Raw genomic sequence first — 26,684 nt, forward strand, 5'->3', positions numbered from 1 at the left:
CTGAAAAACAAAAAACGCCGCCTCCCTTGGGGAGACGGCGTCTACTTACGACAATGCCAACGTACCGGAACTATTAAGCCCGCACGTCTCCCCCACGCAGTTGGATGCGCCACCACCAGCCTTTGAAGCTGTTAGAAATGGTGTTGGAGAAAACGTTCATATAAATGCCTAGTTCCTTATGTTTCAAGTCACACTACGCATCCAGCCGCAGGCTGTCAACAACGCAGGGCGGTTTTTCAGTAAATTTCCGTTACAGCATCAGCTATGGCAAGCGGGAGGGCGCGCCCTGAACGGCTTTGCCCTCCCCTGCCGTACAGGCCTACTTGCCGAACAGAATTTCCTGATAATTGGGCAGCGCCCACAGGTCGTCAGCCACGCGCACTTCAAGCATGTCCGCGTAGCGGCGCACTTCAACCATGCGGGGCAGCACATATTCGCGATAGCTGAGGGCGGCTTCAAAGCCGTAGCCCAGGCTGTCCGCCTTGGCCAACACTTCTTCAAGCTGGCCGCAGGCATCCTGCATGAGGCGCAGATTTGAAGTGATTTCGGCCAGGGTCACAGTTTTGGGATCCTTGCCGATGGCGCGCATATTGGCTGCCGTGGCGGCCAGTTCACCCTGATAGCGCATGCCCGCAGGGTAAATGATGGTATTGGCCATGCGGATAACCAGATTGGCCTCGGTGCGCACGGTTTTGCAGTACTGCTCAAGATAGATTTCCTGCCGCGCCTTGAGTTCGGCCCTGTTGAGCACGCCAGCCTTTTCATAAAGGTTGACCACTTCGAGCTTGGTCAGCTCGGCCAGAGCCTCGGGGGTGGTGCGCAGGTTGGGCAGGCCACGGCGTTCGGCTTCCTTGTGCCACACTTCGGAGTAGCCGTCGCCGTTGAAGATAACGGCGCTGTGCTCGTCAATGACATGGCTGATAAAGGATTCCAGAGCCTGATTGAAGGTCTTGCCCTGGGCCAGTTCCTTTTCAAGCCAGTCGGCTGCGAAGCCCAGCGAATCGGCCATCATGGTGTTGAGGGCTGTGATGGAACCCGCCGCAGACTGGCTGGAGCCAAGCGCGCGGAACTCGAACCTGTTGCCGGTAAAGGCCACGGGGCTTGTGCGGTTGCGGTCGCCGGGATCGGCGGGCAGGGGCGGCAGCGTATCCACGCCCAGATTGAGGGCGCGGCCTGTGCGGCCACCGGCGGCGTTTTCAACGCGTCCGGCGCGGAAGGCTTCAAACACTTCCGTCAGCTGATCGCCGAGGAAGATGGACATGATGGCTGGCGGAGCCTCGTTGGCGCCCAGACGGTGATCGTTGCTGGCGCTGGCGACGGTTGCGCGCAGCAGGCCGCCGAACTTGTGCACGGCGCGGATCATGGCGGCGCAGAACACCAGGAACTTGGCGTTGGCATGCGGGGTTTCGCCGGGATCAAACAGGGTGCCCAGCTCCGCATTGCCGATGGAATAGTTCAGGTGCTTGCCCGAGCCGTTCACTCCCGCAAAGGGCTTTTCGTGCAGCAGACACTTGAGGCCGTAGCGCTTTGCCACGTTGCGCAGCTTGGCCATGATGATGTGGTTGTGGTCAACCGCAAGGTTGCTCACCTCAAAGAGGGGCGCAATTTCGTACTGGCTGGGGGCCACTTCGTTGTGGCGGGTGCGCACGGGCACGCCCAGCTTGTACAGCTCGCGCTCCACTTCCATCATGTACGAAAGCACACGCTGGGGGATAACGCCAAAGTACTGGTCGCTGAATTCCTGTCCCTTGGCGGGACGCGCCCCAAACAGGGAACGCCCGGCGATCTGGAGGTCGGGACGCGCAAAATTGAAGTTGTGGTCAATGCAGAAGTATTCCTGCTCAAGCCCGGCGTAGGAAACAATGGGCAGGGGCGTATCTTCGCCAAAAAGCGCCAGCACGCGGTGAGCCTCGCGGTTCAGGGCCTGGCCGGAACGCAGCATGGGCGTTTTTTTGTCCAGTGCAACACCCGTCCACGAAAGGAACATGGTGGGGATGCACAGGAAGGTGCCGTTGGGGTTCTCCATGATGTAGGCGGGGCTGGTCACATCCCATGCGGTGTAGCCGCGCGCCTCAAAGGTGGAGCGCAAGCCGCCGGAGGGGAAGGACGAAGCGTCAGGTTCGCCGCGAATAAGCATGGAGCCGGAAAATTCCGCGATCACGCCGCCCGCGCCGTCAGGCATCAGGAAGCTGTCGTGCTTTTCGGCAGTCTGCCCGGTGAGGGGATAAAAAATGTGGGTAAAATGGGTGGCACCCTTTTCAATGGCCCAGTCTTTCATGACTGCGGCAACGGTATCGGCGATGGCGGGGTCCATGCGTTCGCCGAATTCAATGGTTTTGCGCAGCGCCTTGTACACGCTCTTGGGCAGGCGTTCACGCATGATGCGGTCATTGAACACGTTGCACCCGAAAATATCGGTGGGTTTGGTGTCCACGAAATTCAGGGGGGCCGCTTCGGGTTTGTAGGTGGTGATGGCCTCAATGGCGCTTTGTCTGGCGGATTTGCTGCTCATGGACGAACCTCGCGTTCAGGGCTGACGCAGTGTTGGGGGTGCCGATATTCCCGCTTATGGCGGTTGGATTTATGCCGCTGCATGCAAACCGCAAAACGCCCGCGCCCGTGCTGCCCTGGCGCACGCGGACAAGGGGGGCTGGTGCAGAGGCCTTGCGGACGCCGTGCAGACGCCCGCACCAAAGCCATGATCTCCGGGCCTGACCATGAAGGCCAGGCCCGGAACAGTATACTCTAACGGAACGCGCCCTGGAGCTGCCCGTTGCCGCCACACAAAGCCAGCCATGCAGAATCAATCAACACGGCCAATAAGGCAAAGGCAGAGGCAAAACCGGAAGCGCGAACCAGAAACCGCTTTAGTTCACGCTCACGATTTCGATTTCAAACGTCAGCGTCTTGCCAGCGAGGGGGTGGTTGGCGTCAAGGGTGATTTCGTCCGCGCCAACTTCGGTGATGGTCACGTCCATCTGGCCCTGCTCGTTGGAGAGCTGCAAAGGCACGCCCACGTTAAGGGGAATATGGTCGGGCACCTGGGCGCGGGGAACGGTGAACACCAGTTCGGGATCAGCCTCGCCGTAGGCATCATCAGGCGCAACGGTCACGGTAACGGTTTCGCCCGCTTCGCGACCGTCAACGGCGGATTCAAAACCCGGGATCAGCATACCCTTGCCCATCACGAATTCCAGGGGTTCGCGCTCACGCGAAGAGTCGAACACCGTGCCATCGTCAAGGGTACCCGTGTAATGCGCGCGCACCGTATCGCCTTTTTTAATAGGCATAACTACTCCATTGCAGTGTGTGTGGGCGGTCTGCGGCAGTGTGCCGCATTGTCGGCAGAAGCTGCCAGGGCAGAAACCCGCCCGCGAAAAGAATAACGCCCGATTGTAAAGTGCAAGCAAAACACGCCGGGGGCCTTCTGTCAATCTGCAACGTTGCCGTTAATGCCTTCAATCCCCCTGCCAGCGCGGGTTTGCGGGCTTTGATCTTTTGCGTGCCATTGCGGTAAAAATGCAACCGCCGCAGTTGCATCCCGCCCTGACGCGACACGGCTGTCACTCCGCCGTAACAGCCGCTTGCAGGCTTGACAGAGTGCCATGCGACACTAATAATCAGCAATTGCTCTCAACGGGAAAACCCCGCTCTTGTTCGGGCGGCACACGCAATCTTTCAGAGGTATCTCAGAGGTATTTTTATGTCCGATATCCGCTCCACGTACACCGACGAATGCAACTTTTATGGCCGCCACACCCCCCGCGAGCTGGCTGAAACCTTTGGCACCCCTCTCTATGTATACAATGAGAACGTGCTGCGGCAGCGTTGCCGCGACCTTATGGGGCTTTCCAAACACCCCGGTTTCGGCGTGAACTATTCTGTCAAGGCCAATGCGACCCCCGCCCTGCTGCGCATAGTGCGCGAAGAAGGGCTGGTGGTGGACGCCATGAGCCCCGGCGAACTGTACATGGACGAGCTGGCCGGTTTTACGCCCGCCGAAATTCTGTACATTTCCAACAACAATTCCGAAGCCGAGCTGAAAAACGCGGTTTCGCGCGGGCTGCTTATCAGTGTGGATTCCCTCTCGCAGCTTGATACCCTTGGCCGCATCAACAAGGGCGGCAAGGTCATGGTGCGTTTTAACCCCGGCATTGGCGCAGGCCACCATGCCAAGGTCATCACCGCGGGCAAGGAAACCAAGTTTGGCGTCACCCCCGACAAGCTGGACGAGGTTTTTGCCCTGCTGGAAAAACACGACCTCACGCTGGCTGGCATCAACCAGCACATCGGCTCGCTCTTTATGGAACCAGGCGGCTACCTTGATGCCGCCGAAGTGCTGCTGCATCTTGCCGACCGCCTGCCCGCCAGCATGCTGGCAAAGCTTGAAGTCATCGACTTTGGCGGCGGCTTTGGCATTCCCTACCACAAGTACGAAGGTCAGGCCCGCCTGAGCATGGCCGACCTTGGCGAACGCCTGCACGCGCTCATTGCGGGCTGGTCTGAAAAATCCGGCTACAAGGGCCGTTTTCTTGTGGAACCGGGCCGCTATGTGGCCGCCGAATGCTGCGTGCTGCTGGGCACCGTATTTGCCGTCAAAAATAATGGCGACAAGCGTTACGTGGGCACCAATCTGGGCTTTAACGTGCTTGTGCGCCCCGCCATGTACGATTCCTTCCACGATGTGGAAATCTACGGGGCCGACACCCAGGCCCGCAAAAACATGGTGCAGACCATTGTGGGCAATATTTGTGAAAGCGGCGATATCCTTGCCAAGGAACGCGAATTGCCCGTTATGTGCGAGGGAGATGTGCTTGGGGTACTTGACGCCGGAGCTTATGGATTTACTATGGGTTCCAACTACAACCAGCGTCGTCGCCCCGCTGAAGTTCTCATTCAAAGCGACGGCACTGCCAAACTTATCCGCCGCCGCGAAACCCTTGAGGATCTTGCGCGCTGCCTGATGGATTAATGTGACACAATTACGCGGCGCATCCGCGCAGCAGGCCCGGCCCGCGCCCGACCTGAGCACTTCCCCCCGCGCGGTCTGGCGGTTGACCTGGCCCCAGATGCTCATGATGTACCTTATGTTCTTCATGGGCTTTGTGGCTGTGTGGGTTGCCGGACAGATCAGCGCGGACGTTCAGGCGGCGCTGGGCATGGTGAACCAGTGCAGCATCCTGCTGATGGTGGTCGCCATGGCTGTTTCAAGCGGCGCTACGGCGGCTGTAAGCCAGTCGCTGGGCGCGCTCAAGGTCATGCGCGCCCAACGCTATATCGGCACAACAGTTATCGGCTGCATGGGGCTTGGCCTTCTTGTGGCCCTGACAGCCGCTCTCTTCAGCGACGGCATACTGCGCGTGCTCATGGTGCCTGAAAGCATCATGCCGCAAACCCGCGAAATGTGGGCTGCCAGTATGCTTGGTCTGCCCGCGCAGTATCTGTACGCGTCAACTGGGGTCATGTTCCGCGCCACGCGTCAGGTTTTGCCGCCCCTGTGGGTTGCCTCCGGCGTGTGTCTGTGCAACCTGCTGGCCTGCCTTGGCCTTGGGCTCGGCTGGTTTGGCATGCCCAACATGGGTTATATGGGCCTGATCTGGGCAAATGTGGGCGCGCAGTATCTTGGCGCTGTATGCAACTGCGTGCTGCTGGCGCATTCCGGCTATCTGAACCGCAAATCCCTGCCCTCCCTGCGCTGGCTCCGCGCTGGCCTGCCCTACCTGCTCAAGGTGGCCTTGCCTGCAGGCGCGGCGCAGATCGTATGGCAGTCCGGCTACATGATGCTGTTTGTTCTGGTGGCGTCACTGCCCTCCGACAGCGTCAACGCGCTGGCCGGTCTCAATGCCGGTCTGCGGGTGGAAGCCCTGCTGTTTTTGCCGGGCATGGCCTTCAACATGAGCGTAGCCGTGCTGGTGGGCAACAGCCTTGGTGCGGGCAAATCCGCCGAGGCCCGCCGCGTGGCCCTCAATATGGTGACGCTTGCGGCTGTGGCCATGAGCTTTATGGCCGCCCTGCTCTGGCCCTTCCGGCAGGAGGTAGCCCACCTGCTCTCGCAGGAGCCGGGCACGCAAGCGCAAATTGTGAGCTACCTTACCTATAACCTGCTCTCCACGCCCTTTTCCATCGCAAGCACTGTCATGGGCGGCGTGATGACGGGAGCCGGTGCCACCAAGTACAACCTCATGATTTTTGGCGGCAGTTTCTGGCTGGTGCGCCTGCCCTTGGGCTGGCTGCTTGGTCACATGCTCTGGGGCACGGCCTCGGGCGTATTTGTGGCCATGCTCGTATCCCAGATTCTGCAAACCAGCATCATGCTTTATGTGGTGCTTTTCAGCGACTGGACGCGCTTTGCCATGAGCCGCTGCCGTCAGCCGCAAACCCCGTAAATACCGCCCGAGAGGCCGCAATGGCGGCACCCTGGCATGCGCCCGCGCACTGTCATGCATTTGCGCATTGAGACGCGAGGAGACGATTGTGAGCAAGACCTTTACCCCTGTCAGCCTGGAAGGACGCCAACAGTATTACGAACTGTGGGGCCGCACTCCCCAGCGTTCACTGGACTACACCCTGGCAAACCTGTGGGGCTGGCAGGATTACTACGGCCTTGAATGGTGCTTTGAGGACAACCTCTGCTGGATCCGCCAGACCCGGCCCTATGCCGTGTGCTGGGCCCCTGTGGGCGACTGGAACGCGGTTTCGTGGAAGGATCTGCTGCCCTGCGGCTTCAACCCCGAGGCCCACAACATCACCCGCGTGCCGGAAAAGCTGCTGGAAATCTGGCAGCGCGAACTGCCCGGCCTTGTGGATGCGGATGAAGACCGCGGCCAGTGGGAATACCTGTACAAACAGGAAGAACTGGCGGAACTGCCGGGCAACCGCTTTCATAAAAAGAAAAATCATCTCAACAGCTATGTGAAGACCTACGGCCAGCCGGACTACCATACGCTGGACGACGCCATGGTTGAAGACGTGCTGGCCGTGCAGGACGACTGGTGCCAGTGGCACGAATGCGAGGAATCGCCTTCGCTCAGGGCCGAGAACGAAGCCATCAACCGAGTGCTCAGCCACTGGAACTGTTTTACCGGGCTTGTGGGCGGTTCGCTCTATGTGGACGGCAAGATGGTGGCCTTCAGCGTGGGCGAAAATCTGGACGGCGCAAACCTTGGCGTGCATTACGAAAAAGGGCTCAACGGCTTCAAGGGCGTGTACCAGACCATCAACTGCCTGTTCTCGCGCAACGCGGGCGCAGGATTTACCTACATCAACCGGGCGCAGGATCTGGACGAAGAAGGTCTGCGTCAGGCCAAGATGACCTACCTGCCTGCCGACTTTCTGCGCAAGTACAAGGTGCGCATCCGCAAGAGCTGACGTTTGGCAGCCGCGACGGAGTGTGGGGAGCAATCCCTGTTCACCGCGCTTCGGGCCTGAAAGACATAAAACCGCGCAGCCGTCCTATATCAGGGCGGTATGCGCGGTTTTTTATTTGTGCGGCCTTGCTGTTTATTGCTGTTTTCCCGGCGCGCAGCCAGTTGAAAAATTTCCTTTGGCTGACAACCAAAACAAATGCAAAACCCCGACAGAAGCCGGGGAATTGCACGAAAAAAACAGTTGAGGTGGTTGAATCATGCCATAATTGGTATTCCTGTCAACATGAGATACCAGTAGACAAAAAATAACCTTACCTTCACAGTTATCTGCCTGTGACACCCTGCCTTGAAATTTTTTAATCTGCAATATTAATCTGATACGCGGTATGCGCAGAAGTGTCCTTCAGGCCCCATCAGAAAAAATATCGCCTCCCGCCCTTCCTCGGAAAAAAATATTTTTTAGCCACCCTCCCCCTCAGATTCCAGAGCCAATCAAGCAACTGCCCATATTCCCACGCAGAGCAACAGCGCTCAAGCACAGCACTATTTGCGTAAAAACAACGAAATTTCGTTTTTATTTATGAAATATCATTTTTGCTGAGAGCGCTAAATGAGCAGAAAATACGACAACACACCGCAATTAAAGGAATAATATGTAACGGCTTGGTTTTTGAATACTACGGACCAATGATGCTGTTCCTCCTACACGTTGGGGAAAGCATATTGGGCTGAAGCAGGCAAAAGGAAACCACGGATAACGTGCGGGCAACTTGCCGTGCTTTGCACAGTTTCCGGTGGTATTTGATTTTGCTCGATCAATGTCTGGCTTTGTGCTCTGGGCTGGACAGAACAATGAACTTTTGAGGTGTGATGATGTCAAAATTCGCAACGCCGCAGTTGGATCAGCTTGAATCCGGTCCATGGCCGAGCTTTGTATCCGATATCAAGCAGGAAGCTGCGCATCGCGCGGCCAATGCCAACAATGTCGACTATCAGATCCCTGTGGACTGCCCTGAAGACCTTCTGGGTGTGCTTGAGCTTTCCTACAATGAAATGGAAACACACTGGAAGCACGGCGGCATCGTGGGTGTGTTCGGTTACGGCGGCGGCGTTATCGGCCGTTACTGCGACCAGCCCGAAATGTTCCCCGGCGTGGCGCACTTCCACACCATGCGTGTGGCCCAGCCTTCCGGCAAGTACTACCACAGCAAGTTCCTGCGCGACCTGTGCGACATTTGGGATCTGCGTGGTTCCGGTCTGACCAACATGCACGGCTCCACCGGCGACATCGTGCTGCTCGGTACCCAGACCCCCCAGCTGGAAGAAATCTTCCACGAACTGACCCACAAGATGAACGTCGACCTGGGTGGTTCCGGTTCCAACCTGCGTACGCCTGAAGCCTGCCTTGGCCAGTCGCGCTGCGAATATGCCTGCTACAACACGCAGGACATGTGCTACCAGCTGACCATGGACTATCAGGACGAACTGCACCGTCCCGCCTTCCCCTACAAGTTCAAGTTCAAGTTCGACGGTTGCCCCAACGGCTGCGTGTGCGCCATGGCGCGCTCCGACTTTGCCGTTGTCGGTACCTGGAAGGACGACATCAAGATCGACCAGGACGCCGTGAAGGGCTACGTTGGCGGCGAATTCGCCCCCAACGCCGGCGCTCACTCCGGCCGTGACTGGGGCAAGTTCGACATCCAGAAGGAAGTCGTGGATCTGTGCCCCTCCAAGTGCATGAAGTGGGACGGCTCCAAGCTTTCCATCAAGACCGCCGACTGCGTGCGCTGCATGCACTGCATCAACACCATGCCCCGCGCTCTGCACATCGGTGACGAACGCGGCGCGAGCATCCTCGTGGGCGCCAAGGCCCCCGTGGTGGACGGCGCCCAGATGGGTTCGCTGCTCGTGCCTTTCGTTTCCTGTGAAGCCCCTTACGATGACGTGAAAGAAGTCATCGAAAAGATTTGGGACTGGTGGATGGAAGAAGGCAAGAACCGCGAGCGCGTGGGTGAAACCATGAAGCGCCTGTCGTTCCAGAAGCTGCTGGAAGTCACCGACACTCCCGCCGCTGCCTACCATGTGAAGGAACCGCGTTCCAACCCGTACATCTTCTTCAAGGAAGAAGAAGTGCCTGGCGGCTGGACCCGTGACCTTGCTGCTTACCGCAAACGCCATCAACGCTAGTCAAAGGGGGAGAAGAACATGGCTTTTATTTCTTCCGGGTACAATCCCGCAAAACCGATGGAAGGCCGTATCAGCGATATTGGCCCCCGCAAATATAATGAATTCTTTCCGCCTGTAATTGCCAGAAACTTTGGCAAATGGCTTTATCACGAGATTCTGGAGCCCGGCGTGCTCGTGCACGTGGCCGAAAGCGGCGAAACCTGCTACACGGTGCGCATTGGCGGCACGCGTACCATGTCCATCACGCATATCCGCGAGCTGTGCGATATTGCCGACAAGTATTGCGGCGGCCATTTGCGCTGGACAACGCGCAGCAATATTGAATTCATGGTGGAAGACAAGGCCACTATGGAAGCTCTGCGCGACGACCTGAACAGCCGCAAGTTTGACGGCGGTTCGTTCAAGTTCCCCGTGGGCGGCACCGGCGCTGGCATCAGCAACATGGTGCACACCCAGGGCTGGCTGCACTGCCACACTCCCGCCACCGACGCCTCCGGCCCGGTCAAGGCTGTGATGGATGCCCTGTTTGAAGAGTTTAAAGACATGCGCATGCCTGCCCCGGTGCGCATCGCCCTTGCCTGCTGCATTAACATGTGCGGCGCTGTGCACTGCTCGGACATCGGCCTTGTGGGTATCCACCGCAAGCCCCCGATGGTCGACCACGAATGGGCTGACCAGCTCTGCGAAATCCCGCTGGCTGTTTCCGCCTGCCCCACCGCCGCTGTGCGCCCCACCAAGGTGGAACATAACGGCAAAAAGGTGAACTCCATCGCCATCAAGGAAGACCGCTGCATGTACTGCGGCAACTGCTACACCATGTGCCCCGCGCTGCCCATCTCGGATGCCGAGGGTGATGGTGTTGCCATCATGGTTGGCGGCAAGGTTTCCAACCGCATCAGCATGCCCAAGTTCTCCAAGGTCGTTGTGGGTTACATCCCCAACGAACCGCCCCGCTGGCCCACACTGACCAAAACCATCAAGCATATTGTGGATGTGTACGCGGCCAACGCCAACAAGTACGAACGTCTGGGCGACTGGGCTGAACGCATCGGCTGGGAAACCTTCTTCAAGATGACCGGCCTTGAATTCACCCACCACCTTATCGACGACTTCCGCGACCCCGCCTACTACACCTGGCGGCAGAGCACGCAGTTCAAGTTCTAACAGTCTGGGGCACCCCGCTCCCCTCTGCGGGGTGCCCACGACAATGAGGTTCCTATGACGCCGGATCAACAAAAAATCGTTGATTTCATCGCTGAGAAAAACAAAACCAAGTTTTACTTCAAAGACTTTCTGGATATTTTTCCTGAAAAAGGCCCCAGAGAAGTAAAAAAGATACTGACTTCAATGGTGCAATGCGAAGTGATGGAATTTTGGTCCTCAGGCAGTACAACCATGTACGGCCTCAAGGGGGCTGGAAAGCAAAGCCAGGCCGAAGGCGAGGGATAGGAAATGCCGTTCCTCCACAGCCCTCATTAACCTCGTCCTGAGCTGATCTGCACTGCAGGCAGATGATGTGAAAGGCGAAGTTTCGGAGCACGCCATTGCCGCCGGAACTTCGCCTTTTTTCATGGGGAACTGCATGAATTAGTCGGCCCCGGAAAAATCCTTTGGTTCGTCAAAAGATATGGATGCCGGGCGGAGCTTATACAGGTCAAACCGTTTGAGCCGGGAAATAAGGGTTGTTGGTTTTATCCCCAACAGGGCCGCAGCGCCCCGGTTGCCGTATATGAGCCAGTTTGTGCGCTCCAGCGCGGCTTTCAGATTGGCTTTTTCCATGTGCCGCATCTGCTTTTCCGTGAAAATCTTTTGCGGGCCGCTGGCAGGCTCGCCGCAGGCTTTTTCCGACAGATCCGCTGGCCCGCAAAGGGCAAGATAGGCCAGGGCCTGCTCTGGCCGCCCGGTGATGACCATTCTTTCAACAAAATTCTGCAATTCCCTGATGTTGCCCGGCCAGCTATAGCGCCGCAGCCTGAGCATCTGTTCTTCCGACAGGTCAAAAGTGCAGCGACCATTTTTTTTACAAAAAACGCCGATAAAATGCCGCACCAGCAGGGGGATGTCTTCTTCCCGCTCGTTAAGATTGGGCATGATGATGGGGAAGACTTGCAGGCGGTAGTACAGATCGTCCCTGAATGTCTTGTTCTGGATGGCCTGCTTCAGATTTTTGTTCGTGGCGGCGATGATCCGCACATCGGTGCGGCGGCTTTTGCCTTCGCCGACTCTGCGAAATTCTCCGTCCTGTATGACCCTCAACAGCTTGCCTTGAAGCTCCAGCGGGATTTCGGCGATTTCATCAAGAAAAAGGGTTCCGCCGTCAGCAAGCTGGAAAAATCCCATGTGGTCATTGATAGCGCCAGTGAAAGCCCCTTTGGCATGACCAAAAAATTCGCTTTCAAAAAGGTGCGGCGGGATTGCGGCGCAGTTTATCTTGATAAACGGGCTGTTTTTTCTCTTGCTGTGCTTGTGCAGCTCATGGGCGACAAGTTCTTTGCCCGTGCCGGAATCGCCTTGAATGAGTACGGTTGCTTCCGTATCGCCGACAATCTGAATCTGTTCGCGGATTTCCTTGATTGCGGCGCTTTCGCCGATGATGCCCGTAAACTTGCGCGCTTCGCAGAGTTCCTCGCGCAGGTGAGCGTTTTCCAGCTCTTTTTTCTGGTTGCTGGCATCGGCTATTTCAAAAAGACGTGCATTGGCAATGGCATAGGCGATATGATCGGCAACCATGCGCAAGAGTTCAAGGGTCCCCGCTTCAAGCATGCCGCGCGAAAAAACCGCTATGACGCCAAGGGTTTCCCCCCGGCAAACAAGAGGCTGCCCGGCAAAACTGACAATGTCCTCCCGCTCGATCCATTGCGGGTCTGCAATCCAGGGCTCTGTGCCGTCAATGCGGGCAACTTCAAGTGGTTTGTTGGTCAGGGCAATGGCCCCGACCTTTCTGCTGCCAAGGGGGAAGCGGTAAAATCCAGACAGTTCCGTTTCTGTCCACAGCCTGCCATCGGTGCGGGATTTGCCGTAGCTGGCCTTGAGATGCAGGCATCGCCCCCGGCCCGCGCAGATTGCGTTATCCATGCATGTGGGGCAGGCAGTATCCGGTTCCACAAGCCATATGCGCACCAGCGCCGAATCACGCGCGGTGCCGAGGCTTTTGACTGCCAGCGAAAGCACGTCTTCCACTGCGCGCTGTTGCGCCAGATCCAGAAGGAGGGTTTTGATATCTCTGTCGCCAAGAATAATCATAGGGCTGGAGTATATAGCACAGGCCTGTACTCCGCAATTCCGCATGCCTGAGGCAAAGTTAAGGCGGGCAATGCACCGCCCCCAGGAACGCGCTCAATCGTTATTTACAAACTATTGGCGTGCTGGAGGCGATATGCTTGCCCGCCCGAGCTTATCCATGCAAATAAAAACCAGTGGCTAACGCGGCCTTTCCGCGCTGTTTGCTCACCACTAATCAAGCTTTGCCGTAATCTGCTTTGCACCACTCCGCAGTTTGGTAATAAGAGACTCAAGAACCTGACTCTGCTGCGAAAGATCAATCAGTGCCGTTGATATCTCCTGAAGCGCCGCCGATGTCTCGGACGTATTCTGGTCTGCCGCGGAGATGGATTGCGTTATTTCAGCAGATGCATGCGTCTGCTCATCCACAGCGCGAGCAATGGCCTGAATTTGCCCAGCCATTTCATTCACATGGAGTGTGATCTGGCTGATGGCTTCCCCTGTTCCCTCCGCCATGCCGTTGACTTTTGAGATGGCCTCCACAGCCGCATCAACACTGTTGACATTGTTTCGCGTTCCCTGCTGCACGGCCTTGATGGCATCGCCCACTTCCGTTACGGCCAGCATGGTTTTTTCTGCAAGTTTGCGAACTTCGTCAGCAACCACGGCAAAGCCTCTGCCTGCATCCCCCGCTCTGGCGGCTTCAATGGCTGCGTTCAGGGCCAGCAGGTTGGTCTGGTCTGCAATATCGTTAATGACATTCATAATTTTTCCGATGTCTTCTGCCTGATGCCCCAGTTCGCTCATTCCGGTCTTCAGGCTGTTTGCCATGGTCTGCACAGACTTGATGGCTTCAACCATATTGCGAACTTCGCCAAGTTCCTTATTCGCGTTGACTTTTACCAGTTCAGAGGAAGATGAAGCCTGCGCAGCATTGGTTGATACCTCATGAACAGAGGTATTCATCTGATCCATGGCAGCGGCAACAGAATTCATGCTGTTTGAGAGGCTCAAGGCGAAATTGCTGGATTGCTCAACCTGGGCTGAAATTTCCTGCGATGCCGAGGTAACGGAGCCGACAACACTATCAAGCATATTGGCAGCTTCGACCATGCCCGCAGCACGCGATTTAAGGGCATCGTCCCTGGCATCAGACGCTTCCTGGGCATGCTGCTGCGCGCGGGCTTCAGACTCTTCGGCCTCTGCCGTTTTTTGCTCGGAAAAAAGTATCTTTTCTTTCAGGCGGGACACCATGGCTGTCAGGGAGCGCTCCAGAGCCTGCAATTCCGCTTTAAAGGAGCCCTTTGGCTGCGTATCCAGTTCCCCCTCGGAAATCTGGTGGGCAAATATCTGAAGCCGCAAAAGAGGGTTCACAAGGCTGTTGCGCATGATAAACCATACAGCGCACACAATTAAAACCAATATGATAATAGTTGCTGCTCCAATAGCAAAGGCAGCGTTCTGGGTTCTTTTAACGGCATCATCCAGAGAATAGATTATTTCAAACGCCCCATGGATTTCGCCTTCCTTCCAGCCCTCCTTGATGCCGCCAATGGGGTCTGGCGCACCCTTTGGGTCGCCATGGCAGTACATGCACTCTGCGGTCAGAGCTATTGGCTTAAAATAATGGATGGCGTCGGGCTGCCGCACTACAAGCTCAGTGAGGCCCTGCGACTTGATTTTGTCCAGGGCGGTTTTTTCCAGCTCGTTGGGCGTATTTTCTGGATTGCGCGGGGAATATTTGGGCACACGAAACCGGTAACCAAGCTTGCTCGCATTTTGCCGCGCCATTTTTATTGCCGTGATGATCGGCACGGCATCAACCAGTTTATCGCGCGAAATCTCATCAAGCGGCTTGATAACACCATTGAACTTAAGGGCCATTTCCTGGCGCGCCGATTCAGCCATGCTGACAATGCCGCGTGCTGATTGAAGGACAGCCTCTTCTTCAGACTTCCATATGCTCTGCATTGCGTATGCAAATACCAGAATGGCAAGAAGCGTTGGCCCGAGTATTGATAGAAGTAAAACTTTCAGCTTGATACTCATAAGTCCCCCACAATTGCGAATCACAAAACATTAGGGCATCAAACATGCATCACTAAAAATGCGCCTCAAAATAATTAAGAAACAGGCACAGAATCAAACATATTGCTAGAACCAGCACTTTTGCTATCGATCAAGGTAAAAATTTATATAGATACAAACAACAAACTACTCTTGAAGTCAATACAAACTGCACAATATCAAGCATATCGGCATAAGCCATGATAACATTAGAAGTTAAATGAATTTTTTTATCATGCAATAACAATATATTATAACATAACCTCAACATAATATATCCAAACAACAACCACCATATTAAATACATATGTTACATTATAAAGAATAGTTAGCTATCAATCTTCAATTCACCACTAAAAAGATCAATTTTGCATAACAAAAATTCAATACATGCGGCTAATGCACAGAATATACAGACTACCCACAAAATGCATCTTCCATGCGATAACACGCTTAAATGTCGCATAAAACATTTCTACTAACCCAAACAAAAGGCGCGCCAAGATTGCTCTCAGCGCGCCGCAGGCAAATATTGCACGGGCGTGCTGCCCGTGAGAAAAATTTTAAAACAATCATCCCGCTGTCCGCTTTCAATGGAAGCAGATACCTCGCGGACCTTGTATGCACCTTGCGCATTATCGCTGGGAACCTTGTACAAGCTGCCTAAAGAGGTTCAGGCCCATTCTCCGGCACAACGATTAGCATTGCTTTTCAAAAAACGCGCTACAACTTTTAAAAAATTTTCACTTCGGTTGCCAACGGACGCGCATCAGATATCTGAATTTTGCACGGGTATTGTAGAAAAAGAGCTAATCAACACGCAAGATTGACGCATTTTTTTGCCTGCCAGGCCAGCAGCCCCCGCGGATCACGATTGACGATCAGAAATTCATTCCCCTCGAAATAATCACAAAGACATATTTTCAAATAGTGCAGTCACAAGATTGTCTAGATATTGATTTTATGGCATCTTTTTTTTGCTATCAACAATAGACGGATACCATATATCGCCAGCCACCAATAGACGGGATGACAGTTTTGGGACAATTAAAAGGAATTGGATATCACCCTGCATGGCGTGGAGGGATATGGGGCACCGGCAGATATGACGACCGTTGGCTTGCAAATATGCATTCCACCAATGATGAATCTCACGAGCAGAAGAACATAATAAGGGTGTCTATAGCGAAGAAACTTGGCAGAAAAAGCATGTTCCACTGAAGTGGCGCGGTGTATTTCAGGCCCATACCCTTTGCGAAAAGTGGGCGTTCGCTTAATAATGCAAGTTAGACATAATTTATCTTTCCCCGTCCACATGGGGGAAGGCTAGCAGTTTTACCCGCAAAATATCGGGGTTCATATGAACACTCCTTGTTACGTCACGCGTCCACTGATGCCAACAGAGCAAGAATATGCTGCCTATGTTTCGCGAATTTTTGCTTCCCAGCATTTGACAAATCATGGCCCCTTTTCACAAGAATTGGAGATTCGGCTCGCCCAGTTTCTGGAAACGCCACGAGTCAATGTATGCGCCAACGGCACCATAGCCTTGCAGCTGGGCCTGCATGTACTTGGCATGGCGGGCAAAACAGTCATCACGACACCCTTTACCTATGTTGCAACTCTTTCAGCATTGCTCTGGGAAGGTTGCAACGTTGTATTTGCCGATATCGACGAGGAAACCTGTTGCCTTGATCCCCAAAGTGTTGCCGAAAGACTCACCCCAGAGACTGCTGGTATTCTTCCAGTGCACATTTACGGCAATATTTGCGATGTAGATTCACTTGATGCACTGGCTAAAAATCATGACCTGCGCGTCCTGTATGATGCAGCGCATTCTTTTGGCGCTTCGTACAACAACCGTAGCCTATTAAGCTATGGAGACGCCGCTGCATGCAGCTTTCACGCAACCAAGGTGTTCAATACTGTAGAAGGCGGTTGCCTTGTCACCCAAACAGACGAAGCGCGAGAGGCCTTTCTGCTGATGCGCGCCTATGGGCATCAGGGGAATCAGCACTTCCGGCTTGGTATAAACGCCAAACTTTCCGAGCTGCATGCCGCAATGGGCTTGTGCATTCTTGATAAAGTGCGTGAAAACATTGCAGAACGCAGCATTGTTAGTGCAATGTATGATGCCCTTCTGCCAGACAAGGGGTTGCGACGACCGGCCCTGCGCCAGGGCCTGATTTGGAATCATGCATATTACCCCGTAATTCTTGATGATGAAAAAATTTTGGAACGAATTGTGCATACCCTTGCCAAGGATAATATTTTCCCCAGGCGGTACTTTTATCCGTCATTGAACACGCTGCCCTACATCAAAAATGCATTGCCGTGTCCTGTGGCAGAAAGCGTAGCGCGCAGGGTTCTTTGCCTCCCTCTCTATGCGGGGCTGGAGGAAGAAATTGTAGAGCGCATAGCGCACTGCATCAACCATTGCCTGGAAGGTTAGATTATGGCGCAATCACAATTTTTTCATGCAAAAATTTCCGGCATACACACCGTAGTTCCCAAAGACGAAATCCGCCTTGAAGATGAACTGCAATATTTTAATGGCGATATTAAAAAAGCCAACCGGATGACCAAAATAGTGGGCATGGATTGCCGTCGAGTGTCTCAACCTGGTATTACGCCTTCCGATTTGAGCCGTCAGGCGGCTGAAATCCTTTTCAGCAATATGAAAATCGAGCGTAAGTCAATTGATGTCATCATATTTTTGACTCAACGGCCCGACCACATACTGCCCGCGACAGCCTGCATTCTTCAAAAAAAGCTGGGCCTTTCGCAACACTGTGCAGCTTTTGACGTAAATCAGGGCTGTTCCGGCTACGTTTACGGTCTTTGGCTTGCTTTCTCTCTGGTAGAAAGCCGAGCAGCTTCACGGGTGCTCTTGCTGGTGGGCGACGGCATGTGCCAGACGCTTGACAGAGACAACCGGGTAGTCACACCGGTTTTCGGCGATGCAGGCAGCGCCACCATTGTGGAGTATTCAGAGATCGAGAGGCGGTCGTGGTTCTCTCTGGGTTCTGATGGCGGCGGCGCAGAATCCCTGATGATTCCCGCTGGCGGCTACAGGTTGCCTCTGCCCAAAAATGTTGAAGACTATGCCGCATACTGCGAGTATCTGCACGACCCCAACGGCACGCCCTGGCGACTGACAAACATTTTTATGGATGGCGGCGCCATCTTTGACTTTACGGTCAACACGGTTCCGCCGCATATCATTGAAACACTCGCCTGGGCAGGCATGAACGCGGAAGACATCGACTGGTTTGTACCCCATCAGGCTAACAAGCAGATCATGTCCATGATTGCGGAAGCTGCTGGTTTTTCACAGCAAAAGACAATAATGGGGGCTTTCAGCAAATTCGGCAACACTGCCGCAGCCTCCATACCAACAGCGTTGTGCGATGCGTGGCAGGAGATTGAGTTCAGTAAAAAACAGCGCCTGATGCTGTGCGGATTCGGCGTAGGGCTTGCCTGGGCATCCGCCATTATGGATACAGACAACATTGTCTGTACGGGTGTTTCTGATTTTGATCCCCCAGCAGATACCATGACGCAGCAAGAATACCTGGCCTACTGGCAAAACAAAATTACAGGAAAAAAAACGCCCCCCCCTCCCAAGGAGGAATTATAATGCTCGAGCAAAAAAAATTCTTTGCAACTCTGCAAGATATTTTGCAGACGGACACCCCGATTACTCCCGACACAAAGCTCACAGGAATGGAGGAATGGGATTCTTTGTCGATCATGTCGTGCATTGCCCTGTTTGACAAAGAACTTGGGGTAAAGACCCGGTTTTCGCAATACAAAGACGTGAACACCGTTGCAGACCTCATGAGCCTTGGGGAAGGCAAAATCGCATGACCATGCTGACGCCGGAAAATCGCGTTCTTGTCACAGGCGCCAGCTCTGGCATTGGCATGGCAGTAGCCCTTCTGTGCAACCAGATGGGAGCTACCGTCATTGCCAGCGGACGCGACATGCCCCGGCTCCAGAACCTTAAAAATTCATGCGCGCATCAAGAATCCTTGCACATTGAGCCACGCGACCTGCAAGAGGATATGGATTCACTGCCGCAATGGGTTGCCGGTTTGCGTCAAAAATACGGCAAACTGACCGCTCTTGTCTGTTGCGCGGGCTATGCCGCGGTTATGCCCCTGCGCGCGTACGACAGAAACGCTGCTGCAAGCCTTTATGATATACACGTCCATGCGCCCCTGCTACTGGCAAGAGGCTTTGCCGACAAGCGCAATAACATGGGCCAGGGTTCTTCAATTATTTTTCTGTCTTCAGCCGCCGCCCTTGCCAAAGAAGCCGGGCTTGCGGCATATGGCGGCGCCAAGGCGGCCATACAGGCGGCAACCATAAGCCTGAGCAGAGAGCTGGCCCCTCAGGGCATACGGATCAACGCAGTTGCTCCGGCCATGGTCCGCACACCCATGAGCGAACAATATTTCGCAATGCTCAGCCCTGATGCACGCGATCAGGCGCTGGCAGCCTATCCTTTGGGCATTGGCACCCCCGAAGACGTGGCCCAGACTATAGTATTTTTGCTGAGTGACTCCGGTAAATGGATAACAGGCCAAACTGTAGTTATGGACGGCGGACGCTACTGATGGATAAAAATCTTGTAATCATCGGCAATTCTTCGGCAGCAAGAGAATGCTACTGGATGGCGCAGGAAATCTGGGGCGACAGACTGCGCTTCAAGGGTTTTTTGTCCTTTGAAGGCTATCCGCAAAAACTGCGCAACCTTGCAGAAATGGAAATAGGCGTGGACGATGCCTTCGTTCCTGAACAGGATGATGTATTTGTCATCGGCATCGCTTCACCGGAGCTGCGCCTCAAGGCCTACGCCAAGTGGAAGGCGCGTGGCGCGAGCTTTTGCAACCTCGTGCACCCGTCATCCTACGTGGGCGAAAGCGCTCATGTGGGTGAAGCAATGATTGTCACTGCCAACTGCCATTTTTCGTGCGATGCAATCATTGGCAATGCCAATTATTTCAATGGCGCTGTTGTTGTCGGGCATGACGCTGTCATTGGCGATGGCAACTTTTTTGGACCCTACGCCCTGATTTTGGGCGATACGCATATTGGCGATGGAAACGCCTTTGGGGTGCGCTCCGTTGTGCTGCCAGGGGCAAACATCGGCAACAGCAATATTATCGCGCCCGGCGCGTACATTTATAAGGGTTGCCGCGATGGTTGGCGCATGGCGGGCAACCCGGCAATGAGGATAGACTGACCATGCCGGAACTCTCGCTCATCGTACCGCACCACAACCATCTGCAATGCCTGCCCCATCTTCTGGACAGCGTCCTGGCTCAGGACTTCAAGGATATTGAGGTAGTGCTGGTCGATGACTGCTCGGACGAGCCGTGCCTGCCACTGGTCGAAGCCTATAGAACGAAGGGACTCAATATAACCCTTCTGCCGCATACTGCCCCCATTTACACTATGCGGGCCAGATTAGAGGGCATGCGGGCCGCCAAAGGAAACATCATTGGTTTTGCCGATGCCGACGACCTCATATGGGGCACGGAATCACTGGGCAAAAACGTGGCTCTTTTTCAACGCGAGCAGCCGGATATTCTGCACTTTCGCACTGCCCGCATCAATGCCGATGGTAGTTTTGCCGCATGGTTTCTTACCATGGATCCGCCCGTAGAGCATCTGACGGGACAGGACATCTTTCAAACCTACGTTACCTCACCCAATTTCCAGCAGCAGTCCACGGTCTGGAACAAATTTCTCTCCCGCAGCGTTGCGTTAAAGGCGTGCGATGCGTTGGAGCGCAGCAGTGTGCGGCGCTTTGTGGAAGACGCCTGCATCTGCCTGACCACAGCCTTTCATGCCCAAAAATATGTTGGCAGCCCGCACGCAGCCTACGGCTATGCCTACGACTTTTCCAACGAAAGAATGAAATTCGCTGAAGGGCCGGAACGCGCCACTTACGTATGGCATATGTTGCAGGAATTGCCCGCCTACTTTGAGCAGCACGGATGCCCGCAATCCCTGCAGGATGCGCTACGCAACGTGCTGACGGAACATCTGAGCGTAAAGGTGGGGCACGCAAGCACGGCGGCGGTTAACAAGGACGGAATGATCATTTCAGACGCGACCCTTGACGCCATGCTGCGGCATACGGATGCCCGCACGTTCATAAAGGTGCTTTTGCTCGGCAACCGTCACAATGCCGCAAAAATACTCGGTTGCCTGCAAACCTTGCAACCCAAGCCCAACAAGCCGTTTTGATCATGGACGCAAAGCAACAATCCGCCGCGCACTGGCGCGAAGTGGTTTTTCTGGGCGACTTTTTTCGGCTGCCGCCAGTCAGACCCCTTTCGCCAATAAAAGCAGAAATGCACTGGCACTATTTTGCCGAAAGCTTTTTCCATCTTTGCCGCCTCCCAGCAGCTCAGGGCACGAAGCTTTCCGTACGGCTGGTACAGCACAACGATCAGGCCCGGCAGGATGTGCGCCGTTTTTACGCCAACGCCAACGGCACTCCGGCCCCCGAGCAGAACGACTGGCTTTGCCTGTGCCGCCAAGGCGTGACTGAAGAGGCCTGCGCATTTGCCAGGCAGCACATCCTTACCAACGCCCAGCATTGCGAAAATGTGCTTGTGGTTGGCTACAGCCTTTCCACATTCACAACCAGCGTGCTCACCGCCTGCGGTATAGACTGGATCAATGCCCATATCCATCCGGCGAGTTTCTTGCCCGATCTTGTTTTTGCTTTTTCCACCAATGTGCCGGAAATCGCTCAAACTCTGGGCCTCAACTGCCTGGAGGATGAAGAGATAGAACGCTGCGCAGACTGGCAGAAAGCGCGCTACGCCCCCAATGCTTTTTTAAACTATATTCCTGAAAACTCCCTGCTTGTGCTGGCTCAGGACTGGATGGATCCCCTGCCTCTGACCCCGGACAATCAGCGCGACAGCTTCAGCGCGCACGCGCAAACACTGCGGGATCTGGCGGAACAGCACCCTGTTGTTCTGGCATATGTGAACCGCAACGGGCCGTACACGCCCGGGCCCGGCCTTTCCGGGCAGGATGAAGCGCTGCTGCGCCAAGAACTGAACGCAGTAATGCTGCCAGCACCCCATCTTTTTTTAAAAAATACTGTCATGATGCTGTCGCACCCGTCCATCAGCACGGTGGTGGGTCTGAACAGCAAAAGGCTTGATGAGGCCCGCTGGTTTGGAAAAAGCGTTGTGCAGCTTACGCCTTCGCCTGTTTCGTTCGGCCCTGATACCTTGGTCACAACCGCGGCGCAGCACGCTTTGACTCCTGCACGCTCATGCTTCACCGCTGATTTCTGGGCATCGCTTGTGCTGCGCAAAGCGGCGCATCAGGCCGACTCTAGAGCACAGGGTGCTACCCCGCCCCTGCCCAACGTGCGTCTTATTTTCCGTGGCGGCGGCAGTGACTTTGATGACAGCGACAGCAGCAGCGTTGCAGCTGGCCTGGCGCAAGCGCGCAGCGAGGCCGCTCTGGCCCGCCAGGATCTTTTGTTGCACGGCCTGCGCCACATTTTTGAGCAAGAAGAGCCAACTGGCCCCTTGCCGATGACCGCAAGCAGGCAAAAAGACTACGCCCTGTTTTGCGCGGGCGATGAAAATTATCTTTTCCCCGCCATTGTGGCGCTGGAATCAACGCGCCGTCGAACAGCACAAGCCGATGCATTTTTTGTTACCGATGCCCACCGTCTGTCAGACGCAGGAAAGGCACTGCTGCGCAAATATGATATTGAAGTCTTGCATAGCGGCGATGGAAACAGCTTTGACATCAAGCACATGCACACAACGCCCGAAGCCTATGTGCAACTTTTTGCGCCAGAGATGCTCTACGAGCGGGGCTATACTTTCAGCCTGGGTTTGCACGCCGACATTGTTTGCGTGCAGCCCTTCCGCCCGAATGAAATTTTTGCCCGCACGCCCTATGTTGCCATTAGCGGGGCCAACCCTGCTGCCAGATCTTTTTCCATTACCGACAATCATACAGGCATTGAAAAGGAATTAGGGCTTCCCCCCCGGAACTGGCTTGCCCCCCTAAACAATCCTGGCGTAGTTTTTGCTAACAATGCAGCACTGGCAAAAATACAGTTTTCACGGCAAAGCACTCAGGCATATGCAAAGATAGGCCCGGAATTCCTCTTCTATAATGAAGAAACTCTGTTGAATTTCTTTTGCATGCTGGATGAAAATTTCTGCATGCCGCTTGATGACAGGTTTAACATGTTTAATGGATCTGTGCTGTCTGGTAATGTGCCGTTTTTTCTGCACTACCTTAACTGCAACAAACCATGGCGTTTCGCCCCCGGCGCAGTACACCGCAGCGACTGGATGACACCTCTCGGCCCACTATTTTCAGTCTGGCATCGTGAGGCTAAATCCGTCCTTGACGAGCGCGACTACAACACATTTATTGCTACATCCGGAGTATAATTGTGGACTATATCTACAAGCGCTGGAGCGCACTTATCGACATTACGACTGTTTGCCCCCACTCGTGCGTATACTGCACAAGATATGAGCGCCATCTGCGACCGGATCAACGGCGTCACATGCCTTTGGAACAAATAGAGGCCGCTATTCTTGCCTATAAAGACTGGCCCACAGAGGTCAGCATCATCGGCGGCGAACCCCTGCTCCACCCGCAGTTTGACGAAATCAACGCTCTGCTGCGCAAACATCTGCCGCAGGAAAAGCTGAACATCTTCACGTCTGGCCTGCCCAGCACGCCCAAGACCGTCAGCACCACGCCGTTGGATCCCAATTCGCTGTACAATTGGAAGCCGGAATATCCGTGGACGCAGTGGCCGGAAACCAATTCGGACATGACGCGCACCTACCGCACCATCCGCTTTAACCCCCATAACGAAGAACAGATGACCTCGTGCAGTCATCACCCGTTGACCATTGCAGTAGAAGAGGCCGTACCCGACAAGGCCCTGATGTGGAAGCTCATCAACAACTGCTGGCTGCAACGCTGCTGGAGCCCCACCGTCAACATTCACGGGGCCTACTTTTGCGAAGTGGGCGCAGCTCTGGACATGCTGCTGTTTGACGGCGCCAACGCATGGCCCGTTGAGGCCGGATGGTGGAAGCGCAAGCCGCATGAGTTTCAGGAACAGGTCAGCCAGCTTTGCCCGCGTTGCGGCATGTGCCTGCCCGGCGAGCGTCAATTACTTGGCCACAGGGGCGAACTTTTCAGCCCAGGCCTGCTGGGCGACTTCCGCAAGCGCAAGCTGATTCGCCTCAACGATCAGGTAAGTGTTGTGGATCAACAGTACGATGTGGACACCATTGAGCGCTATGCAAAGACCTGGTACCCCGGCAACTACCGCGAAGACATTGTTGAGGACGAGGACCTCCCATCGTTTTTCAAAGGTTTTAACGTACCTCTGCGCCTCAAGGACAACGATGAAAGCCTGTTTTGCGTGGATACGGACGCGGAATACGCCGAAGCCCTCAAAAGGGTTGTTCACCTGCCCATAGTTGAAGGGCCGCACCTCGCCCCAAAACGCAGATACTTTCTGTATCAGGGGCTGCCCTTTGATGCCCTGTACGACCAATATCCATTCGTGCTGCCTGAACACAGGCACGAGCGGCATCTCTACTATCGCGGCCTGATGCTCTATCTGCGTTGCCTGCTTGACGACGAGGCTTTTGCGCAGCTTCCCGGCGAGGACTGTTCCTTTGAAGAGCTGGCCGCCCTGCCCGACAAAATACATACCCTGTTCAACACTGTTCTGTTGGGCGAGGTGGAAAAACGCGCCAGGGCCCTCGCTGGTCGAGAAGTTTATTTCTGGGGCTGCGGTGCCGCATGGCGTCAATACCGCCAGTTTTTCAGCAATGTGAACGCCCGTTGCTTTCTGGTGGACGTGGGCAGCGCTCCGGCCAAGGTGGACGGGCTGGAAATACGCAACCCCGAGCACATGGCGGAAGAGTTTGCCAAGGACGGCAATCTGCCCATTGTAGTTTTTGCCCGCAGGCTGCACATGCCCGGCATTGAGCAGGCATTGATACGCTACGGCCTGAAACAGCGTGAAATCATTTGGGCCCCCCTGGAGGCATAGATGAACAAGAGCACAATTTCCCCTCTTTGCCTCTGCGGCTCGCAGGTTTCAGGCAAGGGCCTGCTGGCCTCGCTGCTGAATGGGCATCCTGACGTACTCAGCTTTTCCTTCTGGCATGATTTCATGGCCTCGGCCCTGTGCTACCTGTCTGCCTGGAAGCCGCCCATGCTGTATCATTTTGACGAAAAAACAGAAAAGTTGTGCGATGCCCGTGCGGCCCTGACATGCGCTGGGCGCTGGAGCCACCTGGAGGGCTTTGCCCGTCAAGGGTACATTCCCTTTACCGTTTCGGGCGACAATATCGTCAAGCTGCCTTTCAACCTTGATTTTTATGGGCTCGACAAAACCCTTATGGACAGGCTCGCCACTCTGGAGCGGCTGGATGCCCAATCTGTCTTCAGCGAAGTGTATTCCGCACTGGGGCAGTACCTGATGCCTGATGCCCCTCAGGCCAAATGGGGCGTGAGCATGCCCCAGGTCGACTTTTTCCGTTTTGAAATCATCCTGCAAACGTATCCGCAGGCCAAGATCGTCTATATCATGCGCGACATGCAGGAAGTATTGTACGCCCACAGCAAAAGAGAAGCGTTCACACGGGGGATTTCGGCCGAGGAGGCGCTGGAGGAGCTGACAACATTCAAATCTGACTGGCTCAGGCGGATGATCAAGGCAAAAGACGTTGCTGCACGGTTTGCCAACGAGCAGCCTGACCGCTTTATGACAATCGACTTTACGGATCTTGTTTGCGACACGGCAACCGTTATGACGCGTCTTACCTCATGGCTTGGCATTGAAGACCTCCCCTGCCTGCACAAGGGCACCTGGAACGGCGTGGAGATCGACAAAAGGCTGACGGGGCGTGTTCTGGACAAACAGGAGGACATCCCGGCGAGTTTTGCCAACCTGACCAGCCAGGACGTTGCAGCTATCAAGGCAAAAATAGAGCTGGCAGATACTCCGTCTGAAAGCGCCTTCATTTTGCAGGCCGCGCGTTTTGAAAAAATAGGCTGGGATTATAAAAAAGCCATTGAAAGAACCAATGCAACCCTGCCGCTTCTGGGCATGGCTGGCCCTTTCCATGAAGACATGTGCGAAAACGCCTCCCAGCACTGGCTGGCGCTGGCGGCAATTGCACCGGAAAAAGTCAGGCGGATTCTGGAAATAGGCACTTTTTCCGGTGATACCGCAGCTTTTCTCTCTGCGCTGTACCCTCATGCGCAGATAGTCACGTGCGACCTGCCTGATGATTCACAGCGGTACATCTCAAGCTATGGCCGGCAAAATCCCGACAAAAAACGTACGCTCGAAGAACAGCGCGCAAAGAATCTTAAGGCAGACAACATTACGTTTATTCAGAAAAACAGTTTTCTGCTCCCCAAATACATTTCCGGTCCATTTGACATCATCTGGATGGACGGCGGACACACCTATCCGGATGTAGCATTTGACCTATGCAATTCCTGGCACCTGCTGGCTGACGACGGAATACTGCTTTGCGACGACGTTTTTATTCCACAACCGCCAGACTCTTCAAAAAATTATGATAGCTATAATGTGTTTTCTCCTCTGATTCGAGACAACATCATTGACGTAAACTACATATTAAAACGGCTTTGCATTGCGCCTTCGCCAGGGCTGGAAGGTAAAATGATCGCTGCCGTGAGAAAAATACAACAATCGTCAATCTGAGCCGACCATGGAAACTGGACTATCGGCTCCGCCTTCTGCCGCGTTGGCAGGGCAGCGCTCTC

19 protein-coding genes are annotated in these 26,684 nt (G+C 54.7%); 15 read left to right on the forward strand and 4 right to left on the reverse strand.

Annotation, left to right across the window (positions count from 1 at the left end):
• Positions 1–319 precede the first annotated feature (319 nt).
• Both ACUZ9Q_RS08820 and ACUZ9Q_RS08825 read right to left on the reverse strand, forming a co-directional pair.
• Positions 320–2,512 (reverse strand): glutamine synthetase III family protein, encoded by a 2,193-nt coding sequence (locus ACUZ9Q_RS08820; protein WP_449247704.1) that lies wholly within the window; start codon positions 2,510–2,512, stop codon positions 320–322.
• Positions 2,513–2,867: 355 nt separating this feature from the next.
• A complete protein-coding gene (locus ACUZ9Q_RS08825; protein WP_192112037.1) occupies positions 2,868–3,290 on the reverse strand; it encodes an FKBP-type peptidyl-prolyl cis-trans isomerase in 423 nt (140 codons plus the stop codon).
• A 413-nt stretch (positions 3,291–3,703) separates the two neighbouring features.
• On the opposite strand from ACUZ9Q_RS08825, the gene lysA reads away from it, so the two are divergent.
• From lysA to ACUZ9Q_RS08855, 6 genes are all read left to right on the forward strand, one after another.
• Positions 3,704–4,972, forward strand: coding sequence for a diaminopimelate decarboxylase (lysA, locus tag ACUZ9Q_RS08830; RefSeq protein WP_449247705.1), 1,269 nt, complete (start codon positions 3,704–3,706; stop codon positions 4,970–4,972).
• A gap of 1 nt (position 4,973) precedes the next feature.
• Complete coding sequence (locus tag ACUZ9Q_RS08835) at positions 4,974–6,386, forward strand: MATE family efflux transporter (RefSeq protein ID WP_233483032.1); 1,413 nt, start codon at positions 4,974–4,976, stop codon at positions 6,384–6,386.
• Between the two features lie 88 nt (positions 6,387–6,474).
• Positions 6,475–7,368, forward strand: coding sequence for a DUF2156 domain-containing protein (locus ACUZ9Q_RS08840; protein ID WP_192112039.1), 894 nt, complete (start codon positions 6,475–6,477; stop codon positions 7,366–7,368).
• A gap of 872 nt (positions 7,369–8,240) precedes the next feature.
• A complete protein-coding gene (gene dsrA / locus ACUZ9Q_RS08845; protein WP_449247706.1) occupies positions 8,241–9,554 on the forward strand; it encodes a dissimilatory-type sulfite reductase subunit alpha in 1,314 nt (437 codons plus the stop codon).
• 18 nt (positions 9,555–9,572) lie between these two features.
• Positions 9,573–10,718, forward strand: a complete 1,146-nt coding sequence (gene dsrB, locus ACUZ9Q_RS08850) for a dissimilatory-type sulfite reductase subunit beta (protein ID WP_449247707.1) — start codon at positions 9,573–9,575, stop codon at positions 10,716–10,718.
• A 54-nt stretch (positions 10,719–10,772) separates the two neighbouring features.
• The gene (locus tag ACUZ9Q_RS08855) at positions 10,773–11,003 is read left to right on the forward strand and encodes a dissimilatory sulfite reductase D family protein (RefSeq protein WP_215648696.1); all 231 of its coding nucleotides are present in this window, start codon (positions 10,773–10,775) and stop codon (positions 11,001–11,003) included.
• Between the two features lie 138 nt (positions 11,004–11,141).
• Here ACUZ9Q_RS08855 and ACUZ9Q_RS08860 read toward each other — a convergent pair whose 3' ends face one another.
• Positions 11,142–12,797: a sigma 54-interacting transcriptional regulator gene (locus ACUZ9Q_RS08860; protein ID WP_449247708.1), complete on the reverse strand. Its 1,656-nt coding sequence runs from the start codon at positions 12,795–12,797 to the stop codon at positions 11,142–11,144.
• Between the two features lie 210 nt (positions 12,798–13,007).
• Complete coding sequence (locus ACUZ9Q_RS08865) at positions 13,008–14,747, reverse strand: methyl-accepting chemotaxis protein (protein WP_308586368.1); 1,740 nt, start codon at positions 14,745–14,747, stop codon at positions 13,008–13,010.
• Positions 14,748–16,203: 1,456 nt separating this feature from the next.
• Between ACUZ9Q_RS08865 and ACUZ9Q_RS08870 the strand changes: the two genes are divergently transcribed.
• Genes ACUZ9Q_RS08870 through ACUZ9Q_RS08910 form a run of 9 tightly spaced genes read left to right on the forward strand, consistent with a single transcriptional unit; the run spans position 16,204 to position 26,622 of the window.
• Entirely contained in the window at positions 16,204–17,295 is a 1,092-nt protein-coding gene (locus tag ACUZ9Q_RS08870; RefSeq protein WP_233483036.1) for a DegT/DnrJ/EryC1/StrS family aminotransferase, read from the forward strand.
• A 3-nt stretch (positions 17,296–17,298) separates the two neighbouring features.
• The gene (locus ACUZ9Q_RS08875; RefSeq protein WP_449247709.1) at positions 17,299–18,483 is read left to right on the forward strand and encodes a 3-oxoacyl-ACP synthase III family protein; all 1,185 of its coding nucleotides are present in this window, start codon (positions 17,299–17,301) and stop codon (positions 18,481–18,483) included.
• Positions 18,483–18,713 (forward strand): phosphopantetheine-binding protein, encoded by a 231-nt coding sequence (locus tag ACUZ9Q_RS08880; RefSeq protein WP_192113804.1) that lies wholly within the window; start codon positions 18,483–18,485, stop codon positions 18,711–18,713. The genes ACUZ9Q_RS08875 and ACUZ9Q_RS08880 overlap by 1 nt, the downstream gene beginning before the upstream one ends.
• Positions 18,710–19,465 (forward strand): SDR family NAD(P)-dependent oxidoreductase, encoded by a 756-nt coding sequence (locus ACUZ9Q_RS08885; RefSeq protein WP_215648700.1) that lies wholly within the window; start codon positions 18,710–18,712, stop codon positions 19,463–19,465. The genes ACUZ9Q_RS08880 and ACUZ9Q_RS08885 overlap by 4 nt, the downstream gene beginning before the upstream one ends.
• Complete coding sequence (locus ACUZ9Q_RS08890; RefSeq protein ID WP_215648702.1) at positions 19,465–20,094, forward strand: transferase; 630 nt, start codon at positions 19,465–19,467, stop codon at positions 20,092–20,094. Before ACUZ9Q_RS08885 ends, ACUZ9Q_RS08890 begins: the two co-directional genes overlap by 1 nt.
• 2 nt (positions 20,095–20,096) lie before the next feature.
• Entirely contained in the window at positions 20,097–21,104 is a 1,008-nt protein-coding gene (locus tag ACUZ9Q_RS08895; RefSeq protein ID WP_192113801.1) for a glycosyltransferase family 2 protein, read from the forward strand.
• A gap of 2 nt (positions 21,105–21,106) precedes the next feature.
• Entirely contained in the window at positions 21,107–23,299 is a 2,193-nt protein-coding gene (locus ACUZ9Q_RS08900; RefSeq protein WP_449247710.1) for a hypothetical protein, read from the forward strand.
• 2 nt (positions 23,300–23,301) lie between these two features.
• Entirely contained in the window at positions 23,302–24,933 is a 1,632-nt protein-coding gene (locus ACUZ9Q_RS08905; RefSeq protein ID WP_449247711.1) for a radical SAM protein, read from the forward strand.
• Positions 24,934–26,622 carry a class I SAM-dependent methyltransferase gene (locus ACUZ9Q_RS08910; RefSeq protein ID WP_449247712.1) on the forward strand — a complete coding sequence of 563 codons (1,689 nt, stop codon included), beginning with the start codon at positions 24,934–24,936 and terminating at the stop codon, positions 26,620–26,622. It abuts the gene before it with no gap.
• The last annotated feature ends 62 nt before the right edge of the window (positions 26,623–26,684 follow it).

The sequence above is a fragment of the Desulfovibrio desulfopostgatei genome (assembly GCF_053570645.1).